Here is a 24,100-nt window from a genome sequence, read left to right as displayed (position 1 = left end):
GTTCGTCTCCTTAAACGATTTGAATAAAAACAGGCTGCAGCGCTGATCTGCTGTGCGCTGTCAGCCATCGATCTATGACTGATCTATGGGATCTGGCTTGTGCTGGCTTGTGGATCCTTCATGCAGCGGTAAAGCCCCCATCCATGTTCCACTGTGCGCCACGCACCTGGGCGGCGTTGTCGCTGGCCAGAAAGCCGACCAGTGCCGCGACCTGTTCCACCGTCACAAAAGCCTGCGAGGGCTGCTTGGCGCCCAGCAGCCTGGCGCGGGCTGTCGCCTCGTCCAGCTGCTCGCGCTGCGCCAGGGCATCGATCTGGGCCTGCACCAGTGGCGTGAGAACCCAGCCGGGGCAGATGGCGTTGCAGGTCACGGGCGTGGTGGCCAGCTCCAGCGCCACGGATTTGGTCAGGCCCAGCAGGCCGTGCTTGCTGGCCACATAGGCGGGCTTGTGGGCCACGCCGACCAGGCCGCTGACGGATGCCATATTGATGATGCGCCCCCAGCCGCGCTCCAGCATGGCCGGCGTGCAGGCCTGTATGGTGTGAAACGGTGCGCTCAGGTTGACGGCCAGCATGGTGTTCCATCGGTCTGGCGGAAAGCTGAGCACGGATTCCACATGCTGCATGCCCGCGTTGTTGACCAGAATGTCCACAGCGCCCAGCTCGGCGGCGATGCGCCGGGCCAGCGGGGCAATGGCCAGGCCGTCGCTCAGATCCAGTGAGTAATAGCGGGCGGCGACACCCAGTGCGTGCAGCTCGGCCAGCTGTTCATCGGTGCTGGCAGACGCCTGGGCGCTGCCATGCAGGGCAATGGCGGCGCCTTCGCCAGCCAGTTGCCTGGCAATGGCCCAGCCGATGCCGCTGGTGGAGCCGGTGATCCAGGCCACACGGCCGCTATGAGGCCTGGAGAGCTGCCGGACTTGGGGCAGGACGATGGTCATTTGAGCAGGTCCATTTCGATATGCACGTATTCGCTGATGAAGCGTACCTTGGCCCAGTAGACGATCAAGCCCTGTGGATTGCAGGCCCAGCGCAGCGCCTGCATCAACGGCGTGCCCAGCGGCACGCCCAGATGCTCGGCAATCAGCTCGTCGGCCGGGGCTACGCTCAGGTACTGGCGGGCCGTGGCGATCTGCGCTGGATCATTTCCCAGCGCCTGAGCCAGCGTGGTGCGCTCCAGCTGTTCCTGCAGCCTGGGGTAGAGGTTTTGTTCCAGGTACAGCTCGGACAGGCAAAAGCGTGCATCGCCGTGCTTGTGTACGCGCAAAAAATAGGTATAGGCAGTGGCCAGTTCGCCAGGGGAAGGGAAGCCGGCCGGAATGGGCGGCACGCAGTCATTCGCTTGCTGCAGCGTGGTCTGCTGAATCTGCTCGCCAAAGGCCACCAGCTCCTGCCAGGTCGTTGGCAGCAAAAAGGATGGGGGCTTGTAGGGCTGGCCAACGACCTTGGTGCCGCCGCGCTTGCGGGTCTGCAGCAGGCCTTCATCGACCAGCGCATGTACGGCCATGCGCACCGTGGTGCGCGAGACGCCGTGCAGGGCCTCGAGCTCCTCGACGGTGGGGATGCTTTGTCCGACCGTCCACTCGCCCGTCGCTATCTTGTTGCGAAACAGTCGGGCCAGCTGCAGGTGCAGCTTGTCGCGGGATTGGGGGGCGGTGGACGCAGCAGTCATAAGCACGGTTTTGCGGGGCAGTGTAGCAAATAAAGTATCTAAAAAAGTACTTTATTGAAAAAGACCCGCAGACACTCAAGATGGCGCAATAAGGCAGCGGGCGGGAGTGCAAACCAGCCCAAAGAAGCGCAAGAGTTCACAAATGTCACCATTCAGACAGTGCAAATGACTTTTAAACTCCTCGCTTTTGATAGCAGATAGTGCAGGCAGCCTTTGGTTGCAATGTGCTTTGACAAGGGCAGCCCTTGCCTGGGAGTTGGTAGTTTCATGCAGAAGCAGTACGAGTGGCAGTTTTTCCGCGCCGGCGAGGTGGATCAGGTGGTGATTCGCACGGGCCAGGACATTGCCCATATTGGTGAGCTGGATCAGAAGCTGTGGGTGGCTCTGGCCTGTCCCACGCGAGGTATCGAGTTCGACAGCGCAACACTGGATTTGATTGACGAAAGCAAGGACGGCCGTATTCGCCCCCCGGAGCTGGTGGCCGCCTGTGAATGGGCTGTGGCAAGAGTGCGTGATCCGCAGGTTCTGGCCGATGGCGGTGATGTGCTGCAACTGAACAGCATCAACGATGCGACGGAGGAAGGCGCTCTGTTGCTGGCAGAGGCCAGACGCGTGCTGGAGCTCGCGGGCCTGCCCGATGCCCAGTCCATCACGCTGGCCCAGGTGCAGGAGCGCATGGCTTCGCTGCAGGCCCTGCGTTTCAATGGCGACGGCGTCGTCAGTGCAGCCACGGCCGAAGGCGATGAGGCCCTGGCTGGTCTGATTGCCCGCATTCAGGAACTTTACGGCGCGGTGGACGGCAGCGATGGCGTTCCAGGCATCGATCGCAGCAAGGCCGAGGCCTTCTGGGAAGACGTGCAAGCCCTGCAGACCTGGTTTGCCCAGGCGGCAGAGCTGGGTTGCAATCTGCAGCCGCGCGCACTCGCGCTGGCGGCTGCGGAGGCCGTGAACGCAGTGCAGGCCAAAGTCGATGACTTTTTTGCCCGCACGCGCCTGGTGGAGTTCGATGCCAATGCACGTGCGCCGCTCAACCCAACGGAAGAAGGCTATGCCGCTTTGGGCGCGCAGGTGCTCAGCAATGCATCGGAGTCTCTGGCAGCACTGCCGCTGGCCGCAGTGACCGGCGAGCGCAGCCTGCCGCTGGTGAATGGCGTCAATCCCGCCTGGGCTGCTGCCTTGCAGACCTTGCGCGAGCAGGCCGTGCAACCCGTGTTCGGCGAAGCGTTGACGGCGCTGACCGAGGTGCAGTGGGATCAGCTCAAGACCATGCTGGCCCATTGCCAGCAATGGTTGTCGGAGTGCCCGGCCACGCCGCTGGGCGCAGTGAGCGAGGCCGAAGTTCAGCAACTGCTGTCCAGCGGGTTGAAAGACGCAGTGATGCAGTTGCTGGACCATGACGATGCCGAAAAAGAGCATGCCGTCCAGGCCATGGCTCTGGAAAAGCTGATCCGTCTGCAACGCGATCTGCTGGAGCTGCTCAACAACTTTGTCTCCTTCTCCCGCTTCTATCGCCGCGAAGGCGCGGCCTTCCAGGCCGGTACTTTGTTCCTGGACGGACGCAGCTGCGATCTGACCGTGGAGGTCGCCGATGCTGCGGCCCACTCCACGTTGGCCGCCATGGCCAAAACCTATCTGGCCTACTGCGAATGCAAGCGCGAGGGGCAGAAAAAGACGATCGTCGCGGCCTTCACGGCAGGCGATGTGGACTTTCTGTTCGTGGGACGCAACGGCGTGTTCTACGACCGTGCGGGCAATGACTGGGATGCCACCATCGTCAAGCTCATCGACAACCCGACCAGCATAGGTCAGGCCTTTTTTTCACCCTACAAGAAGTTCCTGCGCATGATCGAGGAGCAGGTCGCCAAGCATGCCGCAGCCAAGAACGATGTGGTCAATACCAGCCTCAGCGACAACGCGACCAAGCTGGTGACGGCGCCCAAGGACCTGGCCCAGGCACCTGCTCCAGCGCGCAAGACCGATGTGGGGACGGTGGCCGCCATCGGCGTGGCGCTGGGCTCGCTGAGCGCCGTGATCGTTGGCATCTTCGGCAAGTTCATCGAACTGGGGCCGTGGATTCCGGTGGCCATACTGGGCCTTATCCTGGCCATTTCCGGTCCCAGCATGCTGATTGCCTGGCTCAAGCTGCGTCAGCGCAGCCTGGGACCGATTCTGGATGCCAGCGGCTGGGCCATCAATGGCCGCATGAACATCAATCTGGGCCTGGGCCGCAGCCTGTCGCAGACGGCCAAGGTACCGGTCAACGCCAAACGCAACATTGCCGACCCTTACGCGGACAGTCACGGCCTGCGCAACAGCCTGTGTGTGCTGGCACTGATGGCAGCCGCTGCGCTGCTGGCCTGGCGCATGCACTGGCTGGACGCCGTGCTGCCTGTCAGCTGGCAGCACGGCTCTGCAGTCGCTAGCGCAGCCACGGCCATGGAGCCAGCTGCACCTGCAGGTGGCGCAGCAGCAAGGTAAGGTAAGTACAGCTGCCTTGTGCATGTGCAAGAGTGCAGATGGATAATCGCCAGCCATGTTTGAAATCAGGGTTAACCCTGATTTTCAGCCCCTGAGCGGGCCACTTTTGTAGCCATCCATCAGCTTGTTGAAGACGCAAAAGCCAAGGGTTTTTGCGTCTTTTTTGCTGGTGCGACTGGAAAAACGTCCATGCGGTTTCGCGTGGCAGAAAGCAAGGCAATGAGCTGGCAAGATTTCAAGCACCAATATCTGGTGCGTTTCTGGTCGCCCGTGCCCGCAGTGATTGCGGCCGGCGTCCTTTCTGCATATTACTTCGGCATTACCGGCACCTTCTGGGCCGTGACCGGTGAATTCACCCGCTGGGGCGGGCATATCCTGCAGTTCCTCGGTGTCGATCTCTCCAATTGGGGCTATTTCAAGGTCATCGGGCTGCAAGGCACGCCGCTCACACGCGTGGACGGGCTGATGATCATCGGCATGTTTGTCGGCTGCTTCTCGGCTGCGCTCTGGGCCAACAACATCAAGCTGCGCCTGCCCAATCACCGCATTCGCGTGTTTCAGGCCATTGTGGGCGGAATCATCGCGGGCTTTGGCGCGCGTCTGGCCATGGGCTGCAATCTGGCGGCGTTCTTTACCGGCATTCCGCAGTTTTCGCTGCATGCCTGGTTCTTCGCCATTGCCACGGCCATCGGCTCGCTGGCCGGTGCCAAGGTCAGCCTGCTGCCAATGTTCCGGATTCCCGTCAAACTGCAGAAAGTGACGGCACCCAAGCCCCTGGAGCAAAGCGAGGCCCAGGCCAGGCGGCGCTTTCGCATCGGCGTGGCGCTGTTCCTGGCCTGTGTGGTCTGGGGCATCTGCAAGGCTGCCGAAGCGCCCAGGCTGGGCATGGCGATTCTGTTCGGTCTGGCCTTCGGCCTGATCATCGAGCGCGCCCAGGTCTGCTTCACCTCGGCCTTTCGCGATCTGTGGATCACGGGCCGCACGCAGATGGCCAAGGCCATCATCGCGGGCATGGCCGTGGGCACCATCGGCATCTACAGCTATGTGCAACTGGGCATGGACCCCAAGATCTTCTGGGCCGGCCCCAATGCCGTCATCGGAGGCCTGCTGTTCGGCTTCGGCATTGTGCTGGCGGGCGGTTGTGAAACAGGCTGGATGTACCGCGCCGTAGAAGGCCAGGTGCATTACTGGTGGGTGGGTCTGGGCAATGTGATTGGCTCGACCTTGCTGGCGCTGGTCTGGGACGACATCTCGCCCGTGCTGGCAACCAGTTACGACAAGGTCAATCTGCTCAAGGCGCTGGGCCCGCAGGGCGGCCTGTTGCTGACCTATGTGATGCTGGGTATCTCGCTGGCTCTGGTGCTGTGGTGGGAAAAGCATTTCTTTGCCAAAAAATCCCGTCTGGCCGCTGCCACAACAGCCGCCGCTGCCTCGCGCATTGCCTGAATCTCAAGGAATCCATCATGAGTGACTCCAAATACGTTCCCGATTTCCGCCTCGACATGCTGGGCGAGCCTTGCCCATACCCCGCCGTTGCCACGCTGGAAGCCATGCCCAGCCTGCAGCCGGGCCAGATTCTGGAAGTGGTCTCGGACTGCCCGCAGTCCATCAACAATATTCCGCTGGATGCCAGGAATCACGGCTATGAGGTGCTGGAGATTCAGCAGGACGGGCCGACGATTCGATACCTGATCAGGAAGTAACTCCCCCTGAGGCGCTGCGCGCCTTCCCCCTCTCTGCTTCGCGGAGGGGGACGACAGCCTCGCTGCGCGGCGGCGCTGGCTTGCTGTCCCCTTGTTGGGTTGTGCCAGTTTTAGGCGCTGTGCCTTGCATCATTGTTTGAGATTTCGCCATGACACAAAAAATTATCATCATCGTTCACGCCGCGCCCTATGGCAGCGAGCGCTGCCTGTCGGCGCTGCGCGTGGCGACGGCCTTGCGCGGCCATGATTCCAGGCCTGAGGTGAAAGTCTTTTTGATGTCCGACGCCACCGTGGTCGGCCTACCCAATCAGCACGATGGCGCGGGCAGCGGTCTGCAAGCCATGGTCGAGCATCTGGTTGCCGAGGGCGTGAGCGTCAGGTTGTGTCGCACCTGCGCGCTGGCGCGAGGCCTGGCCGAGCTGACACTGATTGCCGGCGTGGAAATCGGTACTCTGCCTGAACTGGTCGACTGGACGCTGGCGGCCGACAAGGTCATCACCTTCTAAGAAAGAAGCTCGCACCAACGTTCAATATCGCCCGCATGGTTGCGGTATTGAAGGCTGGGGCAGCAGCTGTCCTGGGGTGCGGCTCTGCACTCACCGAAGCATCTTGGATGTCCATGCATTCAAAGTGTGGTTTCACCGGCATGGCCAATGAGCGCACCCGCCAGAAGGCCCCGCTGCTGTCGGATGTGATGCTCAAGCTGGAGGGCGGGCAGGCTTGAATCCGCAGAGTCTTTGTGGGTCTGGTTTGCTATTAAAAAATTAGCTATTTGCGAACGTCATTCATTGGTTTCCATATGAAATTCTGTTGAGAACAATATATGGCTTGCGCAGTCAGCTCATTTTTATGCATGAGGCAGACTCACGGCCGACAGCAGCGGCATGCCGGTGCGGCGCGTGAATTCCTCGTAGCTGATGGGCGGGCCCATGCGGGTATCGGCACTATTGGCCTGCCAGTACACCCAGCTCTTGCCGGTGCTGGCGTCATAAACAAGCTTGAAGAGGTAGTCAGGCACTGCCACCTTGCTCTCACCGATGGTGGAGGCGTTTTTGTTGAAGACAGGGCCGGTGAAGACAAAGACATCGCCCCGGGCGCGCAGCGCATATTTGCGCGTGGCCTGTTCCACCTGGCTCCAGGCACCCGCGTTATGCACCTGGTTCTGCGGCACCATGTTCGCGAGGCTGAAGCTCTGGGCCATGGCCTCGGGCGTGCTCATGTCGGCAGCAGGGGCCATATGGCCGCGTGAGAACCCGGAGCGTTTGTAGTCGTCAAGCTCGGAGCGCTCGGCGCGCGGCAGGCGGGCGTCGGCATAGAACTTGTCGCTGCGCTGCAAGCCCTGGGCCTGCTGCAGCATCTGGCGATTCAGGCGCTCGGCCACAAACACCGGGGTCTTGGTGCTGCCGTTGTGCAGCACGGCAAAACCCGAAAAGCACAGCTCGCGCTCACGGGGTTGAAGCTGCAGGGCCGGGGCCTTGCCGCCGGGAAAGAACTGGGGGCAGCGGGCAAAGTGCGTGGGCAGGGCTGTGGCCGTGACATCGGCCTTGTCCACTTTGCCGCCCACGCTGGGCGTGTGGGCGCCGGAGCCGGAACCGGAACCGGAACGCAGATCATCCAGATCCGGCCAGCCGTTCTTGCGAAAGGCCTGCAGGGTCTGGCTGAGCGCATCGAGTGCGGGAATATGCAGGGCTGCCAGCGCCTGGCCCAGCAGTCTCTCGGCGGAGACGCTGGGATTGAAGCTGCAGCTGGCAATCTGGAAGCTGGCCAGTGCCGCAGCGCCCGCAGACAGGGCAAAGCGCCTGATGCGGGAGAGGCTGTTGCCAGCAGTCCTGGAAGCTTGGCCGCGCTTGCGCGCAGGCGTTTTCTTTTTCTTGGCGGTCGTCATTCAGGCGGCAATGGTACGCCGCTTGAATGCTGCTTGAAGCGAGGTGCGGGCCGCAGGCCGCACTTTGTGTGTCCGGCAATGAAACCGTATGTGAACCATAGGCCCAGAGGCCGGCGATTCAGGGGCAGTCTGCGTGCTTCAGACCGTGATGTTGTCGGTACTGGCCTGGCGTCAGGCCCAGGTGTTTGCGAAACACATGGCCCATATGCGACTGGTGGTTGAAGCCGCATTCCAGCGCGATTTGCGGGAGGGGTAGTTCGGCGTCCTGCATCATGGCGCGGGCCGCCTGCAGCCGGGTCTCCATGATCCAGGCATGCGGCGTCATGCCCGTGAGCCGTGTGAACTCACGCAGAAAGCGCAAGGGGCTGATGCCCACCATGGCGGACAGATCGGCAATGCTCAGCGGCCGCTCGAACTCGGCGGCAATGCGGTCCAGCACGCGCGCATAGCCAGAGCCGGGGCGCGCGTCGGCCCCGCAGGCGCTGCCCTCCTGGCAGGCCATGAAGCGCAGCGCAGCCTGCTCGATGGCCAGAGCGTCCGGACAGGGGCTGAGCAGCAGCAGGCGCAGATGCTGCGCTATCTGCAAGGCTGCGCGCTGACCGTGTCGTGTGACGCGCTGCGATGGCCTGGGAGCGTCAGTCTCATGGACGCCATGGCGCAGCACCAGGTATTCGCCGCCGGTGGCCGACTCGGAAAATACCTCGACGCCCGGCGGCGTATAGCTCAGGGTGCCGGGCCAGGTGTCGAAGTCCACGCGTCTGTCGGAGGCAATGGCGTGAACGCCTTGCTGTCTTTGCAGCGCAATGCCCAGCGCATGCATGCGCACCGGGTCGCGGCTGCTGTAGGGCGCGCGGCCGAGCAAATGGATCTGTACCGCTGGCGTATCGGTTGCCGAAGGCTGAATCAGGTGGGTCTTCATGGCTTGCTGAAATTTCATGATAGACGATGGCGGCCGGCCGGCATCACACTGCCGCTCATGAATCAAAACCTGCAAACAAGCACCGGGCCGCAACGCGTCATAGGCCTGATCGGCGGCATGAGCTGGGAATCCAGCGCCGAGTACTACCGCCTGATCAACCAAGGTGTCCGGGAGCGTCTGGGTGCGTTGCGCTCGGCCAGGCTGCTGATGTACAGCGTGGACTTCGGCCCTGTCGAGCAGGCCCAGCATGAAGGCCGCTGGCATGATGCGGCAGCGCTGCTGGCCGATGCCGCCCGGCGTCTGCAAGCCGGCGGCGCCGACTGTGTGCTGCTTTGCACCAACACCATGCACAAGGTGGCGGATCAGGTGGCAGCAGCCGTGTCGATCCCGTTTTTGCACATAGCCGACCCGGTCGGTGCGGCCGCGCGCGCAGCCGGTGTGCAGGTGCTGGGGCTGCTGGGTACGCGCTTCACCATGGAGCAGCCGTTCATGCGCGAGAGGCTGGAGCAGCAGTTCGGCCTGAAGGTGCTGGTGCCAGGCGAAGCCGAGCGCACGCAGGTGCATCGCATCATCTATGAGGAGCTTTGCGCGGGGCAGATCAGCGATGTGTCGCGCAAGCTCTATCAGCGTGCCATCGAGTCATTGGCGGCCTGCGGGGCGCAGGCCGTGGTGCTGGGATGCACGGAAATCGGCTTGCTCATCAAGCCCGCAGACAGCGTACTGCCGGTGATGGACACCACGGCCTTGCACGCCGCAGCGGCCGTGGATTTTGCGCTACAGGCCTGAACCGCCGGATATCAGCGCGCCGAGCCCGGCTGGAGGATTTCCGGAATGGCGCAATGCGTGCTGGCCTCGTTCATGGCGATGTCATGCTCGTGCTTGGCTACTTCCACCGACATGGCCTGCGGCAGCGGCACGGCGTTTTTCACGGCCAGAATCTCGGCCATCACGCTCACCGCGATCTCTGCCGGAGTCTTGCTGCCGATATAGAGGCCGATGGGGCCGCGCAGCCTGGCCAGCGAGGCTTCGGTCTCGCCAAAGTGTTCCATCATGCGCTCGCGCCTGGAGTGGTTGTTGCGGCGCGAGCCGATGGCGCCCACATAGAAGGCCGGGCTGTGCAGGGCTTCGAGCAGGGCCAGGTCGTCGAGCTTGGGGTCATGGGTGAGGGCGACGATGCAGCTGCGCGCATCGGGCTTGAAGGCTGTGACCGCATCGTCCGGCATGTCGGTGACGGTGTTGACCTGGGCCACCGACCAGCTGCCCATATATTCCTCGCGCGGGTCGCAGACGGTGACCGTGAAGCCGTTGAACAAGGCCATGGTGGCCAGGTATTCGGCCAGGGCGCCTGCGCCTATCAGCAGCATGCGGTAGCCGGGGCCGAGGTGATTGACGAGTTGCTGGCCGTCAAACTCCAGCGCGTCGGGGTGCTCGGCCGTCTGCAGGCGGACTTCGCCGCTGCGGCAGTCGACGCTGCGTTTCACCAGTGATCCTGCTTCAAGCTCGGCCACCAGTTGCTGCAGGCTGGCCGCATCGGGGTTGAATTCCAGCAGCAGCTCCAGCGTGCCGCCGCAGGGCAGGCCGAAGCGGTGGGCTTCGTCGGCACTCACGCCATAGCGCACCAGCTGCGGCGGGCCGTCGGGAATTCCCAGGTTCTGGTTCAGGGCCTTGGTGTGGCGAGCTATCAAATCGTCTTCGATGCAGCCGCCCGATACCGAGCCAATGGCGCGACCGTCCTCGCGCAAGGCCATCATGGAGCCCACGGGGCGTGGGGACGAGCCCCAGGTGCGCACCACGGTGGCCAGCAAGGCGTGCTGGCCGGCCGAGCGCCAGTCACGCAGTGCCTTGAGTACCAAGACGTCGATATTGTCCATTGCTTGCTTTCTCTGTTTCTCTCGCTCGCTGCAATTTTGAAGCATCAGGCGGACACCGGGTAGCGGCGCTACCCGTAAATGATCACGCGCAAAAAGGCCTTCCGAGGCCTGAAGGACAGGGAAGGCCGGCTTGTGCAGAGCTGTGCAGCGCTTTGGCAGCGCCTGCTGTCAATGCGCCTGGGTCTGCTTGCGCAGCTGGCCTACCTTGGCAGGCAGGTCCTTCCACTCGTCCACGCCGTACTGGGCACGCATGGTGTTGAGCAGGGTGGCGATCTGTGCATCGCTGAGCGCATGGCGGAAGGCCGGCATGGTGCCGAGGTCGGCATGGGCCGGATGTTGCACGCCTTCGAGCACGGCCATGATGGCGTTGTCGGGCGATGCGGAGTGCAGGCTGGTGCTCAGGGCCAGCTGGGGACGCACGCCGAAGCTGCTGCCCGAAGGGTCTGCCTTGTGGCAGGCCATGCAGGCGCCCTGGTACAGGCGATAGCCTTCGGCATCGAGTGCCAGTTTGGGCTTGGCGGTCTTCTCTTCGATGAGTGCCTTGGCATCGCCGGGGGCGGCGTCGGCCTTGCGGTAGCTCATCAGATAGGTGGCAATGGCGTCGAGGTCGGCATCGCTTTGCTGCGACAGGCCGTGGGCCACGGGAGCCATGGGGCCTGCTGCCACACTGTGACGGGCCGAGAAGCCGGTCTTCATATAGTCGACCAGATCCTGCTTGGTCCAGGGCAGGGGCGAGGCAGTCTTGTCCGTCAAAGCGGGAGCATCCCAGCCTTCGGCGCTGCCGCCGCTCAGGTGGAACTCACCCGTTTTCTCGGCGGCCAGGCCGTTGCGCGGTGTGTGGCAGGCGCTGCAGTGACCCAGGCCTTCGACCAGGTAGGCACCGCGATTCCACTCGGGAGCCTGCTTTTCATCGTCCTTGACGACGCCGGGCTTGAGGTAGAGCCAGTTCCAGGCCGCAATGCCGCGGCGCACGTTGTAGGGGAAGTTCAGCGCGGTCTTGGGCGCCTCGTTCTCCACGGCAGGCTCGCTCATCAGAAAGGCGTACAAGGCCTTCATGTCCTCATCCGTCACGCGGCTGAAGGCCGTGTAGGGGAAGGCAGGGTAGAGGTACTGGCCTTCGCGGTCCACGCCGTGGCGCATGGCGCGCTCGAAGGCTTCATAGCTCCAGCTGCCGATGCCGGTCTGCAGATCGGGCGTGATGTTGCTGGTGTAGATGGTGCCAAAGGGGCTGGGCATGGCCAGACCGCCCGCGTTGGTCTTGCCGTTGGGAGCAGTGTGGCAGACGGCGCAGTCGCCCATGGCGGCCAGCAGCTTGCCCTTGGCAATCTGCTGGGGCGTGAAGTCGGCAGCGGGAATGGCTGACTGGGGCGCAATCTCGCCCTGGTGGGTGAGCGCCAGGCCGGCGGCAGCCAGCACGACCACTACAGCCGCACCGCCCGCCAGAATCTTTTGGAACGTTCGCATATCTATGTTCTTTATCGGTGGAGTCACTTGGACGAGACGGCGCCGCTCTTGGCTGCCTTGAGCGCGGCCAGCACGCGGCTGGGCGTGAACGGCACTTCCAGCAGGCGCACACCGGTGGCGTCGAAGATGGCGTTGGCCACGGCGGCGGCGCTGGGCACGGAGGCCGATTCACCGGCGCCCATGGGGGCCTCGTTGGGGCGCTCGACCAGCAGCGAGTCGATCTCGGGCAGCTCGTCAAAGCGCAGGATGGGGTAGCCGCCCCATTCCACGGAGGTGACGCCACTCTTGTCGAAGGTGACGAACTCCTTGAGCACGCGACTGGTGGACTGCACCACGTTGCCGTGCACCTGATGACGCACGCCTGCGGGGTTGACCATGGCGCCGGTGTCCTGGGCGACAAAGACCTTGTCGACCTTGACTTCGCCGGTTTCGCGGTCCACGGTCACGTCGACCACCCAGGTCGCCCAGGCCGCACCATAGCCGGGGAACTTGCTGTGGAAGTAGCGGGCATAGGCAAAGCCGCGACCCTTGACCAGGCGCTGATCTTCAGCAGCCGCATTGCGGCGCGCCGGGCCTTCCTGCCAGTTGCACTGCTTCTTGGCTTCGGCAATCAGCGCCACGGCACGCGGGTCCTTGAGATAGCGCAGGCGGTACTCGATAGGGTCGGCCTTGGCCAGGTAGGCGCATTCGTCGATCCAGGACTCATGGGCGAACACATTGGGCAGGGCCGAGACGCCGCGCATCCACGAGGCGCGCACGATGGGCACGGCGTCCTGGGAGATCACGCGCATCTTGGGGTATTCGTACTGCGGAATGGCAGTGCGGTCGCCCATTTGCTGAGCCTCGATCTTGGCGGACACCTTGCCCGTCAGAATCAATGCCAGCGCCGAGGCGTTGTTCGAGGGGTAGCAGGTGCGCAGCTCGTAGGCGGCCACATTGTTTTGCTCATCCAGGCCGCCGCGCACGCGAATCAGCTGGCTCGTGCCCTTGGGCTCCCAGCCGGCTTCCTGCTCACGCATCAGCTGCACGCGCACGGGCTTGCCCACGGCGGCAGACATCAGCACCGCATCCGAGCAGACGTCGTCGGCGCAGTTGCGGCCGTAGCAGCCGGAGGCTTCGAGACGGGTGACGTTGATGTTGTCGGCATTCACGTCCATGAGCTTGGCAATGTCCTTGCACACGTCGTGAGGGTTTTGCGAGCCGGTCCAGACCTGGATCTGGCCGTTACCCACTTCGGCAATCGCGCAGGACGGGCCGATGGAGCCATGAGCGTGATAGGGCCAGACATAGTCGCGGGTCAGCGCAGTCTTGACCTGCTCAATGGCCTGCAGCGCGCCTTCGTCTTCCTGCAGCACGCGGTCGGTCTTGGCGTGGTCCACCAGGGTCTGATGCAGGCCGCTCAGCGACATATCGGGCAGGCCGCTCCATTCCTTCCAGGTGACCTTGAGCTGGCGCATGGCAGCGATGGCCTGCTCTTCACGCTCGGCCACCACGCCCACGAAGTCGCCCTTGACCACGACCTTGACGATGCCGGGCAGATGGGCGATGGACTTCTCGTCCACCGACACCAGGCTGGAGCCCAGCGGCGCCGTGGCATCGGCGCCGGTGTATGGAGGACGGATCACGCGGCCGTGCAGCATGCCGGGCACGCGCAGGTCGTGGATATAGGTCAGCGCGCCCAGCACCTTGTTGGGGATGTCCACGCGCTGCACCGATTTGCCGATGTACTTGAAGCCGGACTTGCGCAGCTCGATCTTGTCGTCGACCTCGATCTGCAGATCCTGGCCCTGAACCAGCTCGCCATAGCCGTAGCGCTTGCCGCCGGCGATGACAAAGCCTTTCTGGGTGGTGATGCGCTCGGCGGGAACACCGGATTTTTCGCTGGCCAGCTTGATCAGCAGCTGGCGCACCTGCGCTGCGGCATGGCGCATGGGCAGGGACGACACCTGGATGGTGTTGCTGGCAATGGTGGGGCCCAGATCCGGGGTGCGGGCGGTATGGCCCAGCACCATGGTCACGGCGGCAAAGTCCACATACAGCTCGTCGGCCACCAACTGGCCCAGAGCCGTGCGCACGCCCGTGCCCAGGTCCACGTGGCCGTTGTAGGCCGTGACGGAGCCGTCGGCGCCAATCGCGATGAAGCTGTCCACCAGCTTGGCCGAGGGAATGGGGAAAGCGCCCTTGGCAGCCGCTTCGGGGGCGGTCTGGGCCATCAGCAGATGGCCACCTGCTACAGAGCCGACCATCAGCATGCCGCCGGCCTTGAGCAGCTGGCGACGGGTCAGTTGAGCGTGATTGTCTTTGGTGAAGAATTTCATGATCAGGCAGCCTTTGCGGTGGTGGATGCGCCGGCGGCGGGGAGGGCCGGGCTGTGGCCCTTGGCAATCAGCTCACGGGCGCGCGCGGCGGCCTGCATGATTTCCACATGGGTGCCGCAGCGGCACAGATGGCCGGACAGGGCATGCCTGATTTCTTCGTCGCTGGCCTTGGGCTGCTGGTTGAACAGGGCGACCAGCGCCATGATCATTCCGTTGGTGCAATAGCCGCACTGCGCAGCCTGTGCATCGACAAAGGCTTGCTGCACCACATGCAGGGTGTAGGTGCGTGCGGTGGCTGGCGCCTTTGTCTCGGCGGCGCTGACATCGAGCACGGCGCGGTCCTGCAGGGCCTGCGCGCTGGCGGCCTTGCTGGCGTCGGGCGACAGGCCTTCCAGCGTGGTGACTTTCTTGCCGTCGACGGCCTTCAGGGGGACGGAGCAGGAGCGAGCCACCTTGCCGTCGATCAGCACGGCGCAGGCTCCGCATTCGCCCAGGCCGCAGCCGAACTTGGGGCCGTTGAGCTGCATGTCATTGCGCAGCACATACAAAAGAGGTGTGTCGGCAGCGGCGCTTTGCGCGTCCACTTCCTGGCCGTTCAGAGTGAATTTCATGACGTAGGTTTCAAGTGTCAGTCTTATATATGTGTAGTCAATTATATGACTAGACAAAAATAAAGTGCATTGGCTTGATCTAAAGCAGATTTGATTGCTCTGGTGTGCGCCAGCGATGGGGTAAGCCGACCGGTGCCGAGCGGCGGTTTCAGAGTTCCGTTGTGCGGCCCCAGGGCCGTGGTTCCGCATGCGGCCCCGAGCGCACCGGAAACCGTCCGGGCCGCAGCCGTGGCGAGAGCCGGACAGCCAGGCTGTTTGGCAGGGGATGACCCTGCGCTCCTGATATGGGGATTGAAGCGCGGGAGAAATGCGGCTTCAATGCACAGACGCCGAAAGCCTCCAATGCATCGGCGCATCGGCGCATCGGCGCATCGACGCACTGGCGCACCGGCGCATCGACGAGAGGGTTTTGCGGTCTGCGGGTTTGCAGACATTCATCAGTCCCTGTTCAGGAGAGCCAAGATGGTCAGCAAAAACACGATTTGTCTCTGGTACGAAGGCGAGGCCCTGGAAGCCGCCAGGTTCTACGCCCAGACCTTTCCCGATAGCGCCGTGGGCGCGGTTCACCACGCACCGGGCGACTACCCCTCCGGCAAGCAGGGTGATGTTCTGACGGTCGAATTTACGGTCATGGGCATTCCCTGCCTGGGCCTGAACGGCGGCCCTGTCTTCAAGCACAACGAGGCGTTTTCGTTTCAGGTCGCGACGGACGACCAGGAGGAAACGGATCGCCTGTGGAACGCCATCGTCGGCAACGGCGGTCAGGAAAGCCAGTGCGGCTGGTGCAAGGACCGCTGGGGGCTGTCATGGCAGATCACGCCCCGTGTGCTGACCACGGCCATTGCCGACCCGGATCGCGCGGCGGCCAGGCGGGCTTTTGAAGCCATGATGGAGATGAGGAAGATCGATATCGCCGCCATCGAGGCCGCATGGCGCGGTTAGGCAGCCGGCTGCGATAGGAGCAGCGACAGGCTGGCAGGCTGCATTCATCGTCGCGGCACAGCTGCGACGGTCCGGTTCGGCGCAAGGGCGCATCGGAGCGCCCGCGTGCTCTGGCGCACTTTGCCAAGCTTTGAGCGTCCTAGGGCAAACGCTTTGCAGACAGCTCTCCTACAGTGAAATTGCTTTCAATTTCGACGATTCGGTGCCTGCCGGCCGGTGTTGCCCATGCCTTTTGAATGCCTGGCGGCATTGCACAGGGCGGGCAAGCCGCGGCCATGGCTGTCCGTCGAAGCCCGCATTCACTTGGAGACATGTCATGAACTTCCTCGACGGCCATCTGTTCCCCGAAAACCAGCAACCCCTGATCATTACTGCGGCGCCCTATGCTCCGGGCTGGCTGCCTTCGGACTTCCCCGAAGACATCCCCGTCACCATGGAGGCGCAGATCCAGAAAGCCGTGGACTGCTACAACGCGGGCGCCACGGTGCTGCACCTGCATGTGCGCGAGCTTGACGGCAAGGGCAGCAAGCGCCTGTCCAAGTTCAACGAGCTGATCTCCGGCGTGCGCAAGGCCGTTCCCGAGATGATCATCCAGGTCGGCGGCTCCATCAGCTTTGCTCCCGAAGACGAAGGCCAGGCGGCCAAATGGCTTTCCGACGACACCCGCCACATGCTGGCCGATCTGGACCCGGTGCCCGATCAGGTGACCGTGACGGTGAACACCTCGCAGATGAACGTGACCGATCAGGCCGAAGACGCGGACTTTGCCGGTACCTCGCGCGCCAATCCCACGCTGTTCAATGCCTACAAGGAAATGACCGTGCCCGCCCAGCCGGGCTGGGTGGAGGAGCATGTGCGCCGCCTGACCAAGGCCGGCATCCAGAGCGCCTTCCAGTGCTACAACCTGAACAGCTTCGAGTCGGTGGAGCGCCTGATGCGCCGCGGCTTCTACATGGGCCCGCTGGTCATGAACTGGGTGGCGATCGCTGGCGGCATGGACACGCCCAGCCTGTACAGCCTGGCCAACTTTGTGCGCGCCGTGCCCGATGGGGCCGTGCTGACCGTGGAAAGCAATGTGCGCAACGTGCTGCCCGTGAACATGTGGGGCATTGCCGCCGGTCTGCATGTGCGCTGCGGCACCGAAGACTGCCTGTGGAACCAGACGCGTACCGAGAAGGCCAGCACCGTCTCGCAGATCGAGCAGCTGGTGCGCATCTCGCGCGAATTCGGTCGTCCTGTCGCCACCGCCAAGGAGGCGCGCGAGATCAGCAAGATCGGCGTGTTCTACGACAGCGTGGAGGAAAGCCTGGCCGCCAACGGCTTTGCGCCCAACCGGCCCGGCGCCAACCAGGGTTTCCTCAGGAAGACCTCCTGATCTTCCGGGACAGGCTTGCAGGCAAGCCGATCACGGCTTCGCCTGCAAGCGGTCTCTGCTGAACCGACATGCGCAAAAACGGCCTCCGCGATGGAGGCCTTTTTCATGCCCGGATGATTTCGGGCAGGCCCGGAAAAATGGCTCTGGAAAGGCTGGTGCCGGGCCTGAGACAGGCCTGGTGAAGGCGTCTGGGCCGGCGGCTGCGGATGGATGGTCTTGAGCAGGCCTCTGGCCAGCTCGCAGCTGTCAAGGCGCGGGAGGAGCGGGAGGTCCGTAATGCGCACGCCGCGCGCCCCACACCGCACGCTGCAGTGCTCGCCAGAGGCTCGCCGAGCAGAGATGCTGCAGGCGCGGTTGACGAGGACCACCATTGTCATATTCAGGCTCGTCAGGCTCGCGCGTGCCATGGCTTACAGCAATGGCAGGCTGTATCTCTGTATCTTGCAGTGCTGTCGCCCTCCCGGGCCTGCGCTCTGTCATCGGCCTCAGGGCGCGATTGGCGCAAGGCGGGGCCTGGTCAGGCTGAATGGGAGTGAGATAAAGAAAGAGTGGGCGGCGCGATAAAGTGAGTTTTTCCGGGTTGAGGTCGGTCTATCCGGGTTCAAAGACTTAAAAACTCTTTTGCACTGCAAAACTCAGTCACTGACCGAACGCACCCCGTAGGAATCGGTCCACCGCATCCATGATTGAGGTCTCGGCCTCGGGTTGAAGTATAGGAGCGTCGGGTGGGCCACTGAATGGCAGATATGGCCGAGCTGGGATCTTGATGCTGTACTCCCCGACCTCGTGCCAACTCTCCCGAGCCCGTTTGTGACTGTCACGGGCGAAGACCGCCAGGTTGGGATTGCTGGCCTGGCGCAAGAGGTTACCCTTGGCATCCGTGCGCAGCCTCACCTTGGTCGAATAGGCCGCACGCTTGATCTCCCCGCCAAACTGCTGGATAGCAGCATAGTCCGATGCCGCGCCGCCTGCGCCAATCAATGCGAAGTCAGCACCATAGGATGAGCTGACACTGGCCGCCAGGATGCCAGAGTCCTGCAGGATCATCATGGTGGAGCTACCTTTGTTGCGGCTCGTGCGCTCCTTGAGAGTTGATTTGGCCAGTGGCGCCCAGTGAGGGCGACCTTGGGCCGCAAAATTTCCCTCTGTCACGCTCTCCAGGCTTTGCGCGATGCCCCGGTAAAGGTCCGTTGGGTTGTCCAGGATCGCGGCCGCGCGATCCAGACGGCGAACGGCATCGCCGATATCAATGATGATGTCGATCAGACCACTCATAGCGCTGCCGCGATATCGGCGTCCGCCATGGCCTGCTCCAAGGTGAGCCGTTCCACACTGACCACCGCCAGGCTGTCGCCAGAAGCCTGGGCCCGAACTATCGAAACCGTCTCGCCCTGGCGCAGTACATATATGAGCTGCCCGGCGCTGCGCACCAGAATCCCTTGCTCTATCACCAACTGCGCGCCTGCGTAGTCCACCGAGGCCGCCCCTGCTGCCCGCACCACAGCACCGGCGACCGTGCCAATGCGAGACGCTGCACCAATAGACTGCGCATCTGCGGGCGGCACCGAAACCAGCGGCCAGTTGCCTGTGGGGGCCTGCAGCCACTGACCAAACTGCGGCTGGCCCGCCATGTCACGCACAGTAGCCTGGCTGATGGCTGGCGCCGCCTGTTCCAGCTTTCCGGTCATGACTCGGTCCAGATTGGCTTGAGATGCCACGCCTGGGTTGTAGTCCCAGCCCGGATCTGGCCGGAATGTACGCGGCTGGCCACGCTCGTCCATGTAGCGCACGACTTGCACGTCCATCGTGTCGCCATCTTTGTTAACTGGCACTCGGATCGTGCTGATGGCTTGGCTACCATCTTCAAGAGCCACACCAAGCGCCCGGAACTCGGCTTCTGTCAGTGCCTGGACACGACACCGGCATCCCCAGCCATTGGGCGGCCAGATTACCTGCCAGATCGGGTCATCCCAACGCCAGACCTTGCCATGCAGTGCGCGATGGGCGGGCCGCGTGCGGCCGTCCAGGATGGCCACATAACGCCAGTACGGCCTGTTTTCCACGTCGGCCAGGTAGCGCTTGTAGCGGCCGGCCATATAGGCGGTTTGCACATTGGTCTGGAAGATGGTGCGCAGGCGCCGGTTGCTGCCCAGCTGGGCCGTAGTCAGCTCGCCAGTCTCGCCGTCCAGTACTTCCTGCCGCCCCCACCAGCCCAGATCCTGCAGTTTGGGGCGTAAAGCCTTCTTGAAGGCCTCAAAGGTCTGCCCCTCGCCAATAGCTTTGTCCACCTCGGTGCGAATTGCGGACAGCACATCCAGCGTTGTCGCCTTGGCCACAGTGAACGCAGCAGCGTGCGCCTCACGCGTCATGTCTGTCCAAGACCAGGTCACCTGCAGCCCCTTGCCCCGGAAGTACTCCGTTGCCTCGGCTGGTTGCAACTTTAGATTAGCAGCAATGGTCGCCATGGCGTCTCCTATGCCTCGACGGTGCGGCCGTAAGCCTGGCCGCCAAAGATCGCCGAGGCCACCAGCGACTGCAGCTTGGCACTGTCCATCTTCGGAAAAGCCTTCTGCACTACGGCCAGAGCGTCCTCAAAGTTATCGGTGGCCTCAATGGCTTCAAACAGCGGCTCCAGCAGGCCGCGCATGGCGTCCTGCAGCTCTGCATCGTCAATGGATGCCAGCGCCTGGTCGATGGCATCCTGGCCCTGAATGCCACTTGCTTCGGCAAAGCTAGGACTCGCAGGGCCGGCCCCTGGCACAGGTCGAGCTGCAGGGGGAGTAGTCTCCTTCTTGGTCCAGCCGTCGCCGTAGCGTTCCTGGATGTAGACCTCTGACGGCTCGAAACCAAGACCGGCCACGTTTTTGTCGGTTTCCGACTGTGCCTTCGTGTCCTCGTCAGCCTTCACCTGGCGGTATACCTTGCACGGCTCCAGACCGTTGAAATAGCAGATGTGATCGAGCAGCTGCTCCTTCAAGGTCTCGGTCAGCAGGTCGCTGTCGCCCTTGGTCAGGCCCAGGCGCACGGATTCACGCTCCTTGGCCGCTGCAGCCACTGCGCCACCGCCCTTGCCATGTGGTGCTTCTCCCGTCCAGACTGCGGCAATCCAGTCATCCATGTATTCAGCTAGTTCCCGTTCTGAGCTGATGCTGCCGCTGGATGCCATCTTCGACTCCAGCAGTGTGATGTCCATCCCTTGGGGTGTCATCAGCACGCCATCGCTGCTCAAAGCTCGCAAGGCAGAGAACAGCGTGCCCTTGTCAGCGGGCCCTGCATTGTTCGGGTATTTGCCCCATGGCACAGGAGAGCCCGAACGCGCCAAGCGCTTGTTCCAGGCCACGATACCGGCTCGTTTGAAAAACACCGGCCAGTAAGTCTGCAGACCCAACCCCATGCCGTAAGGGTTGTCGTCTTGCGGATTGACCCGATGCACGATGAATTTGCGCTCTGGGAGAGCACGGCCGCGCAGCATGTCTTCCCGCGTCAGCATCCGCAGCTCTGGGGGGCGCTCGGCTGTGTCCTGAATGTAGGTAAAGCGCCGTTGAGCCCGCTGCGCAAAGCGCTTGGGCACCCACATGCCATCCGACACGGTCCACATGATCTCGCAGACCTCCATGCCGGTGAGCAACGCATCCATCAGCTGCTTGCAAAGATTGTCAAAGCCGCAGCCATCCAGAATGTCGTGCATCGTGCGGGCATCATCATCGGCCTTGGTGGACGATGTAATGGGCGTCACGGTCCAGTCATAGCCAACCAGAGCCAACTGGCGCTTTTGCAGGGAAGAGAACACCTTGCCGTCACGCTTCAGGTCGCGGTAAATCTCGATACTGCCCTGACCACGCTCCAGCAGCAGCGGGTCATTGGTGCGCAGAACACCAAGGTAACTAGACTCAAAAGGGTCCACCAGACGGTTGGCGATCTCAGTTTCCAGCTCCTGCCGTGTCACATAGTTGTTCACGTCAGGTGTTGGGCGGGATCCCCTGCGACCGATACGTTTAACCATACATAAATCCGTTCATTTCTTGAGTGCCCGCCAGCGGACCGCTGCTGGTGTATTCAAAAGGTGCTGCAGGTGAATTGCCCGCGTGCAAGGCCAGCGCCAAAGCCCAGAATCGGTCGGCGTGACCATCGGGCGTGCTTTCCGCCACGAATCGAATGTTTCCTGCTGACGTGGTGACCTTCTGCACCTTGCGCAGATCGGCCCGAATCTTTGGGTCTTCTGGTATGCGGATCTTTCGATCCTCCATCGCGCCTTTGAGCGGATAGGCCAGTGCTTCTTTGACCTGGCCGGTGAAGCTCACGCCCTCAATGCGGTGCTCACCAAACTTGTCCTGAGCATCGTCGGTCCAGCCGATACCTAGACCAGTGGAGTCGATACAGACACGGTCGCAGATAGCGAACCATGGCCACAGGATCTTTTCCTGGTCGCTCTTGCGCATCTTCTCCATGGTCTCGACATGACGCGTGTAGAACACATCGCCCAGCTGCTCGACCACCCACAGCACGGTCAAGTCCTTTTTTCGCCCGATATCGACGCCGCAGAACAAACGGCCCTGGAATGGTCCCTGCAGACCGCGCTTCCAGTCCGTGCCGCCAAGGTACTCGCAGGCCGTGATCAGGCCGTATTCCAGGAACTTGCTGTCATCGTCGGCCGGTATGCACATGTATTCCTGGTCAAACGATTCAGCGTCGGCCGCGCCGTTCTTCACGAAATCGAAGTAATCGGCTTCGTCCATGGCCTGCTGCTCGGCGTCTGCAGGTAGAGACTGCTGCAGCTTGAACAAAAAGCCTTGCTCCAGTGCATCCTGCAGGGTGACCCGGTGCAGGCTGATCCGCTTTGGGTTGCCTCCATGCCGGGCTTCGCGCACCAGAGAGTTAAAAAAGCTGTGCGAGCCCCGATGAGTGCTGATCAGCTCCATGTTGCCGCCCCAGGTGATACCGGGATAGGCAATGGCCCACAGCTTGCGCTGATCCGCATGCAGCGCGAACTCGTCCAAGATACGGCTGCCGCGCTTGCCAGCCTGGGCATCTGGGTTGCTGGACATACTGTGAATGCGGCGCCCACTGGCGAACTGCAGCACATAGGCGCTGAGCTTCTTCTCAGCATCCAGCACCACCTCGCCCAGGTCCTTGGCGGCCATATTCATGATGCCGGCCCACAGCTTGCAATCCTCAATGAACAGGCGTGCCTGGATGTCGTCACGGCTACTGACCCATTCATCGTGCCGAGCACCTACAGCTGCAGCCCGTTCATCGGCCGCATAGGCCGTGGACCAGCTGATGCCAATCTGGCGAGACTTCTCCATCAGCTTCAAGCGGGATTCATCCTTGATCCAGCGTGACTGAAAGGGCAGAAAGATGGCGTCCCGATCATTGGGAATGCATTTGGCGCGGCCCTTGAGAATCATTGCTTGATCTCCCCAGTCACCAGCATCGAAAACATCGGCTCAAAATTTGGAATCACCAGCGATGCCGCCCAGCAGAACAGCCCGAACAGCGCTTCAACGGCCCAGGAGTACCACTCAGGCACCCAATTGCGCTCCACCACCACAGGTGCATCAGAGTCAACATCAGCCAGGTACACCGGCACCAGGCCAAGAAACCAGCCGTAATGGGTGTACTTGGTGCCCAGCTCAGCAGAGGGAACAGGATTGAGCAGGCTCATCACCGAATCCCCAATGCTTCGCGGATGGCCAGGCGTGTCTCGGGTGTCACGCCACCCTTGTTGCCCAGGGCATCCAGTTGGGCCTTCTGCTCCTCCAGCAGCTCACGGCGGGCCTCCTCCTTGATGGCCGCACGCGCTTCCATGCTGAAGCGCTTCTGCGACACACTGGCTTTGCCGATCTCGGCTGCATTCTTGAAGAGCTTGTTGACATCCACTTCCTCGGGGTTGATGTCCAGCTCCATCAGCAGGTTGAAAATCTTCTCCTGGGTCATGCGAATGACGGCCGCACCGAGCTTGTCTTCCTCATCCGGTGCGGCATCCACCAAGGCTCGGGCCTGCTCGCCGGCCAGCTTCAACTGGGCCAGTTTTTTCTCGAAGGGCGAACCATAGCGCTGCAGGGACGAGCGAGACACATCGGCGCCGCGGGCCTTCAGGTCCGCAGCCAGTTGCTCGTAGTCGCTGAAGCCACGGGCCATCAGCTCGTTATCCAGCCACTCCTTGAGTTCAGCCGGAAGAGAGTGCACTTTGCTACGGGGTGGCATAGGTCAGCCCTGCGTGATCGTGGGGCGAGCAATGCCTGGCTGCGCGTCGATGGTGTATTCCACGTAGTCGATGCCGCAGCGGTTCAGTTCCACAAACCAGCGGTCGATGGGGTCGCGTTGGATCTTGCACAGCTCGCGCTCTTCCAGATAGTCCAGCTCGCGGCGCACCTCTTGGTGCGTGGCATCGGGATACACCGACTGGATGATGGGCAGCAATGCCTCGGTATAGATACCCACGGGACGCGACACATTGATGGCCGACAGCAGGTGCCAGCGAATGGCTTCACGGCGAGCCTTCAGAATGGCTGGCTGGTAGTTCATTGGTTTTTCCCTCCGGGGAGATTGCGCACTGCGGCCTCAATGCGCAGCGCAAAGTTATCGATACGGGTATTGATCGTGGCGATCACTTGGACAAAGTCATCCCGGCGCACATAGTCCCTAGCCACCTCGGCCTGGAACCGCAACTGCGAGAGCTCAAGAGAGCGGATCTGTTCAGACTCCTTGCTGACAGCCCTGGTCAGGTCAATCAGTGACTTTTGCAACTGGTCAAACTTCTCGTCCGAGCGCCTCTGCGCCTGCACCGCAATGGCTTTCAAGATCGCCCACATGGCCATGCAAAACAGGCTCATGACCGTCAGCACATTGGTCAGCGTCAT

At 62.5% G+C, this 24,100-nt stretch carries 23 protein-coding genes; 7 read left to right on the top strand and 16 right to left on the bottom strand.

Features of this window, described 5'->3' with window-relative positions:
• Window positions 1-118 precede the first annotated feature (118 nt).
• Together CSE6_RS12330 and CSE6_RS12325 are read right to left on the bottom strand one after the other, a co-directional pair.
• The gene (locus CSE6_RS12330) at window positions 119-940 is read right to left on the bottom strand and encodes a 3-hydroxybutyrate dehydrogenase (RefSeq protein WP_059440686.1); all 822 of its coding nucleotides are present in this window, start codon (window positions 938-940) and stop codon (window positions 119-121) included.
• Window positions 937-1,671 carry a GntR family transcriptional regulator gene (locus CSE6_RS12325; protein ID WP_059440685.1) on the bottom strand — a complete coding sequence of 245 codons (735 nt, stop codon included), beginning with the start codon at window positions 1,669-1,671 and terminating at the stop codon, window positions 937-939. Before CSE6_RS12325 ends, CSE6_RS12330 begins: the two co-directional genes overlap by 4 nt.
• A 267-nt stretch (window positions 1,672-1,938) precedes the next feature.
• On the opposite strand from CSE6_RS12325, the gene CSE6_RS12320 reads away from it, so the two are divergent.
• The 4 genes from CSE6_RS12320 to CSE6_RS12305 all read left to right on the top strand — a co-directional run bounded on the left by CSE6_RS12320 (window position 1,939) and on the right by CSE6_RS12305 (window position 6,358).
• Window positions 1,939-4,149 carry a hypothetical protein gene (locus tag CSE6_RS12320; RefSeq protein WP_059440684.1) on the top strand — a complete coding sequence of 737 codons (2,211 nt, stop codon included), beginning with the start codon at window positions 1,939-1,941 and terminating at the stop codon, window positions 4,147-4,149.
• Between the two features lie 189 nt (window positions 4,150-4,338).
• Window positions 4,339-5,595 (top strand): selenium metabolism membrane protein YedE/FdhT, encoded by a 1,257-nt coding sequence (yedE, locus tag CSE6_RS12315; RefSeq protein ID WP_072248277.1) that lies wholly within the window; start codon window positions 4,339-4,341, stop codon window positions 5,593-5,595.
• A 17-nt stretch (window positions 5,596-5,612) separates the two neighbouring features.
• Window positions 5,613-5,852, top strand: a complete 240-nt coding sequence (gene yedF, locus CSE6_RS12310) for a sulfurtransferase-like selenium metabolism protein YedF (RefSeq protein ID WP_034358126.1) — start codon at window positions 5,613-5,615, stop codon at window positions 5,850-5,852.
• A gap of 149 nt (window positions 5,853-6,001) precedes the next feature.
• Complete coding sequence (locus CSE6_RS12305) at window positions 6,002-6,358, top strand: DsrE/DsrF/TusD sulfur relay family protein (RefSeq protein ID WP_059440683.1); 357 nt, start codon at window positions 6,002-6,004, stop codon at window positions 6,356-6,358.
• A 341-nt stretch (window positions 6,359-6,699) separates the two neighbouring features.
• On the opposite strand, the gene CSE6_RS12300 is transcribed toward CSE6_RS12305, so the two are convergent.
• Window positions 6,700-7,737, bottom strand: a complete 1,038-nt coding sequence (locus CSE6_RS12300) for a DNA/RNA non-specific endonuclease (protein WP_059440682.1) — start codon at window positions 7,735-7,737, stop codon at window positions 6,700-6,702.
• A gap of 118 nt (window positions 7,738-7,855) precedes the next feature.
• Window positions 7,856-8,656, bottom strand: coding sequence for an AraC family transcriptional regulator (locus CSE6_RS12295; protein ID WP_059440681.1), 801 nt, complete (start codon window positions 8,654-8,656; stop codon window positions 7,856-7,858).
• Window positions 8,657-8,713: 57 nt separating this feature from the next.
• Here CSE6_RS12295 and CSE6_RS12290 point away from each other — a divergent pair, with 57 nt between their 5' ends.
• Window positions 8,714-9,442 carry an aspartate/glutamate racemase family protein gene (locus tag CSE6_RS12290; protein WP_059440680.1) on the top strand — a complete coding sequence of 243 codons (729 nt, stop codon included), beginning with the start codon at window positions 8,714-8,716 and terminating at the stop codon, window positions 9,440-9,442.
• An 11-nt stretch (window positions 9,443-9,453) separates the two neighbouring features.
• Here the strand turns inward: CSE6_RS12290 and CSE6_RS12285 are convergent, their stop codons facing one another.
• The 4 genes from CSE6_RS12285 to CSE6_RS12270 all read right to left on the bottom strand — a co-directional run bounded on the left by CSE6_RS12285 (window position 9,454) and on the right by CSE6_RS12270 (window position 14,920).
• Window positions 9,454-10,527 (bottom strand): XdhC family protein, encoded by a 1,074-nt coding sequence (locus CSE6_RS12285; RefSeq protein WP_059440679.1) that lies wholly within the window; start codon window positions 10,525-10,527, stop codon window positions 9,454-9,456.
• 168 nt (window positions 10,528-10,695) lie between these two features.
• Window positions 10,696-11,991: a cytochrome c gene (locus CSE6_RS12280; protein ID WP_059440678.1), complete on the bottom strand. Its 1,296-nt coding sequence runs from the start codon at window positions 11,989-11,991 to the stop codon at window positions 10,696-10,698.
• Between the two features lie 23 nt (window positions 11,992-12,014).
• The gene (locus CSE6_RS12275; RefSeq protein ID WP_059440677.1) at window positions 12,015-14,309 is read right to left on the bottom strand and encodes a xanthine dehydrogenase family protein molybdopterin-binding subunit; all 2,295 of its coding nucleotides are present in this window, start codon (window positions 14,307-14,309) and stop codon (window positions 12,015-12,017) included.
• Window positions 14,310-14,311: 2 nt separating this feature from the next.
• A complete protein-coding gene (locus tag CSE6_RS12270; protein ID WP_012839568.1) occupies window positions 14,312-14,920 on the bottom strand; it encodes a (2Fe-2S)-binding protein in 609 nt (202 codons plus the stop codon).
• A 462-nt stretch (window positions 14,921-15,382) separates the two neighbouring features.
• On the opposite strand from CSE6_RS12270, the gene CSE6_RS12265 reads away from it, so the two are divergent.
• Window positions 15,383-15,862: a VOC family protein gene (locus CSE6_RS12265; RefSeq protein ID WP_003062636.1), complete on the top strand. Its 480-nt coding sequence runs from the start codon at window positions 15,383-15,385 to the stop codon at window positions 15,860-15,862.
• A 316-nt stretch (window positions 15,863-16,178) separates the two neighbouring features.
• Window positions 16,179-17,237, top strand: coding sequence for a 3-keto-5-aminohexanoate cleavage protein (locus CSE6_RS12260; RefSeq protein ID WP_034356064.1), 1,059 nt, complete (start codon window positions 16,179-16,181; stop codon window positions 17,235-17,237).
• Window positions 17,238-17,876: 639 nt separating this feature from the next.
• Here CSE6_RS12260 and CSE6_RS12255 read toward each other — a convergent pair.
• The 8 genes from CSE6_RS12255 to CSE6_RS12220 are packed head-to-tail and all read right to left on the bottom strand — an operon-like array spanning window position 17,877 to window position 24,100.
• A complete protein-coding gene (locus CSE6_RS12255) occupies window positions 17,877-18,512 on the bottom strand; it encodes a phage virion morphogenesis protein (RefSeq protein ID WP_059440675.1) in 636 nt (211 codons plus the stop codon).
• Window positions 18,509-19,702 carry a phage minor head protein gene (locus tag CSE6_RS12250; RefSeq protein ID WP_083994727.1) on the bottom strand — a complete coding sequence of 398 codons (1,194 nt, stop codon included), beginning with the start codon at window positions 19,700-19,702 and terminating at the stop codon, window positions 18,509-18,511. The genes CSE6_RS12255 and CSE6_RS12250 overlap by 4 nt, the downstream gene beginning before the upstream one ends.
• 8 nt (window positions 19,703-19,710) lie before the next feature.
• The gene (locus CSE6_RS12245) at window positions 19,711-21,240 is read right to left on the bottom strand and encodes a DUF935 domain-containing protein (protein WP_238585689.1); all 1,530 of its coding nucleotides are present in this window, start codon (window positions 21,238-21,240) and stop codon (window positions 19,711-19,713) included.
• Window positions 21,233-22,645, bottom strand: a complete 1,413-nt coding sequence (locus CSE6_RS12240) for a terminase large subunit domain-containing protein (protein WP_059440673.1) — start codon at window positions 22,643-22,645, stop codon at window positions 21,233-21,235. The genes CSE6_RS12245 and CSE6_RS12240 overlap by 8 nt, the downstream gene beginning before the upstream one ends.
• Complete coding sequence (locus CSE6_RS12235) at window positions 22,642-22,902, bottom strand: hypothetical protein (RefSeq protein ID WP_059440672.1); 261 nt, start codon at window positions 22,900-22,902, stop codon at window positions 22,642-22,644. Before CSE6_RS12235 ends, CSE6_RS12240 begins: the two co-directional genes overlap by 4 nt.
• On the bottom strand, window positions 22,902-23,444 hold the full coding sequence (locus CSE6_RS12230; protein WP_059440671.1) for a DUF3486 family protein: 543 nt from the start codon (window positions 23,442-23,444) through the stop codon (window positions 22,902-22,904). The genes CSE6_RS12235 and CSE6_RS12230 overlap by 1 nt, the downstream gene beginning before the upstream one ends.
• A 3-nt stretch (window positions 23,445-23,447) precedes the next feature.
• Complete coding sequence (locus CSE6_RS12225) at window positions 23,448-23,765, bottom strand: hypothetical protein (protein WP_003067216.1); 318 nt, start codon at window positions 23,763-23,765, stop codon at window positions 23,448-23,450.
• Complete coding sequence (locus tag CSE6_RS12220) at window positions 23,762-24,100, bottom strand: hypothetical protein (protein WP_059440670.1); 339 nt, start codon at window positions 24,098-24,100, stop codon at window positions 23,762-23,764. Before CSE6_RS12220 ends, CSE6_RS12225 begins: the two co-directional genes overlap by 4 nt.

It is taken from the genome of Comamonas sp. E6, from assembly GCF_001010305.1.
Taxonomy (GTDB): Bacteria; Pseudomonadota; Gammaproteobacteria; order Burkholderiales; family Burkholderiaceae_C; genus Comamonas; species Comamonas thiooxydans.
This window is presented reverse-complemented; position numbering and strand designations above follow the sequence as displayed.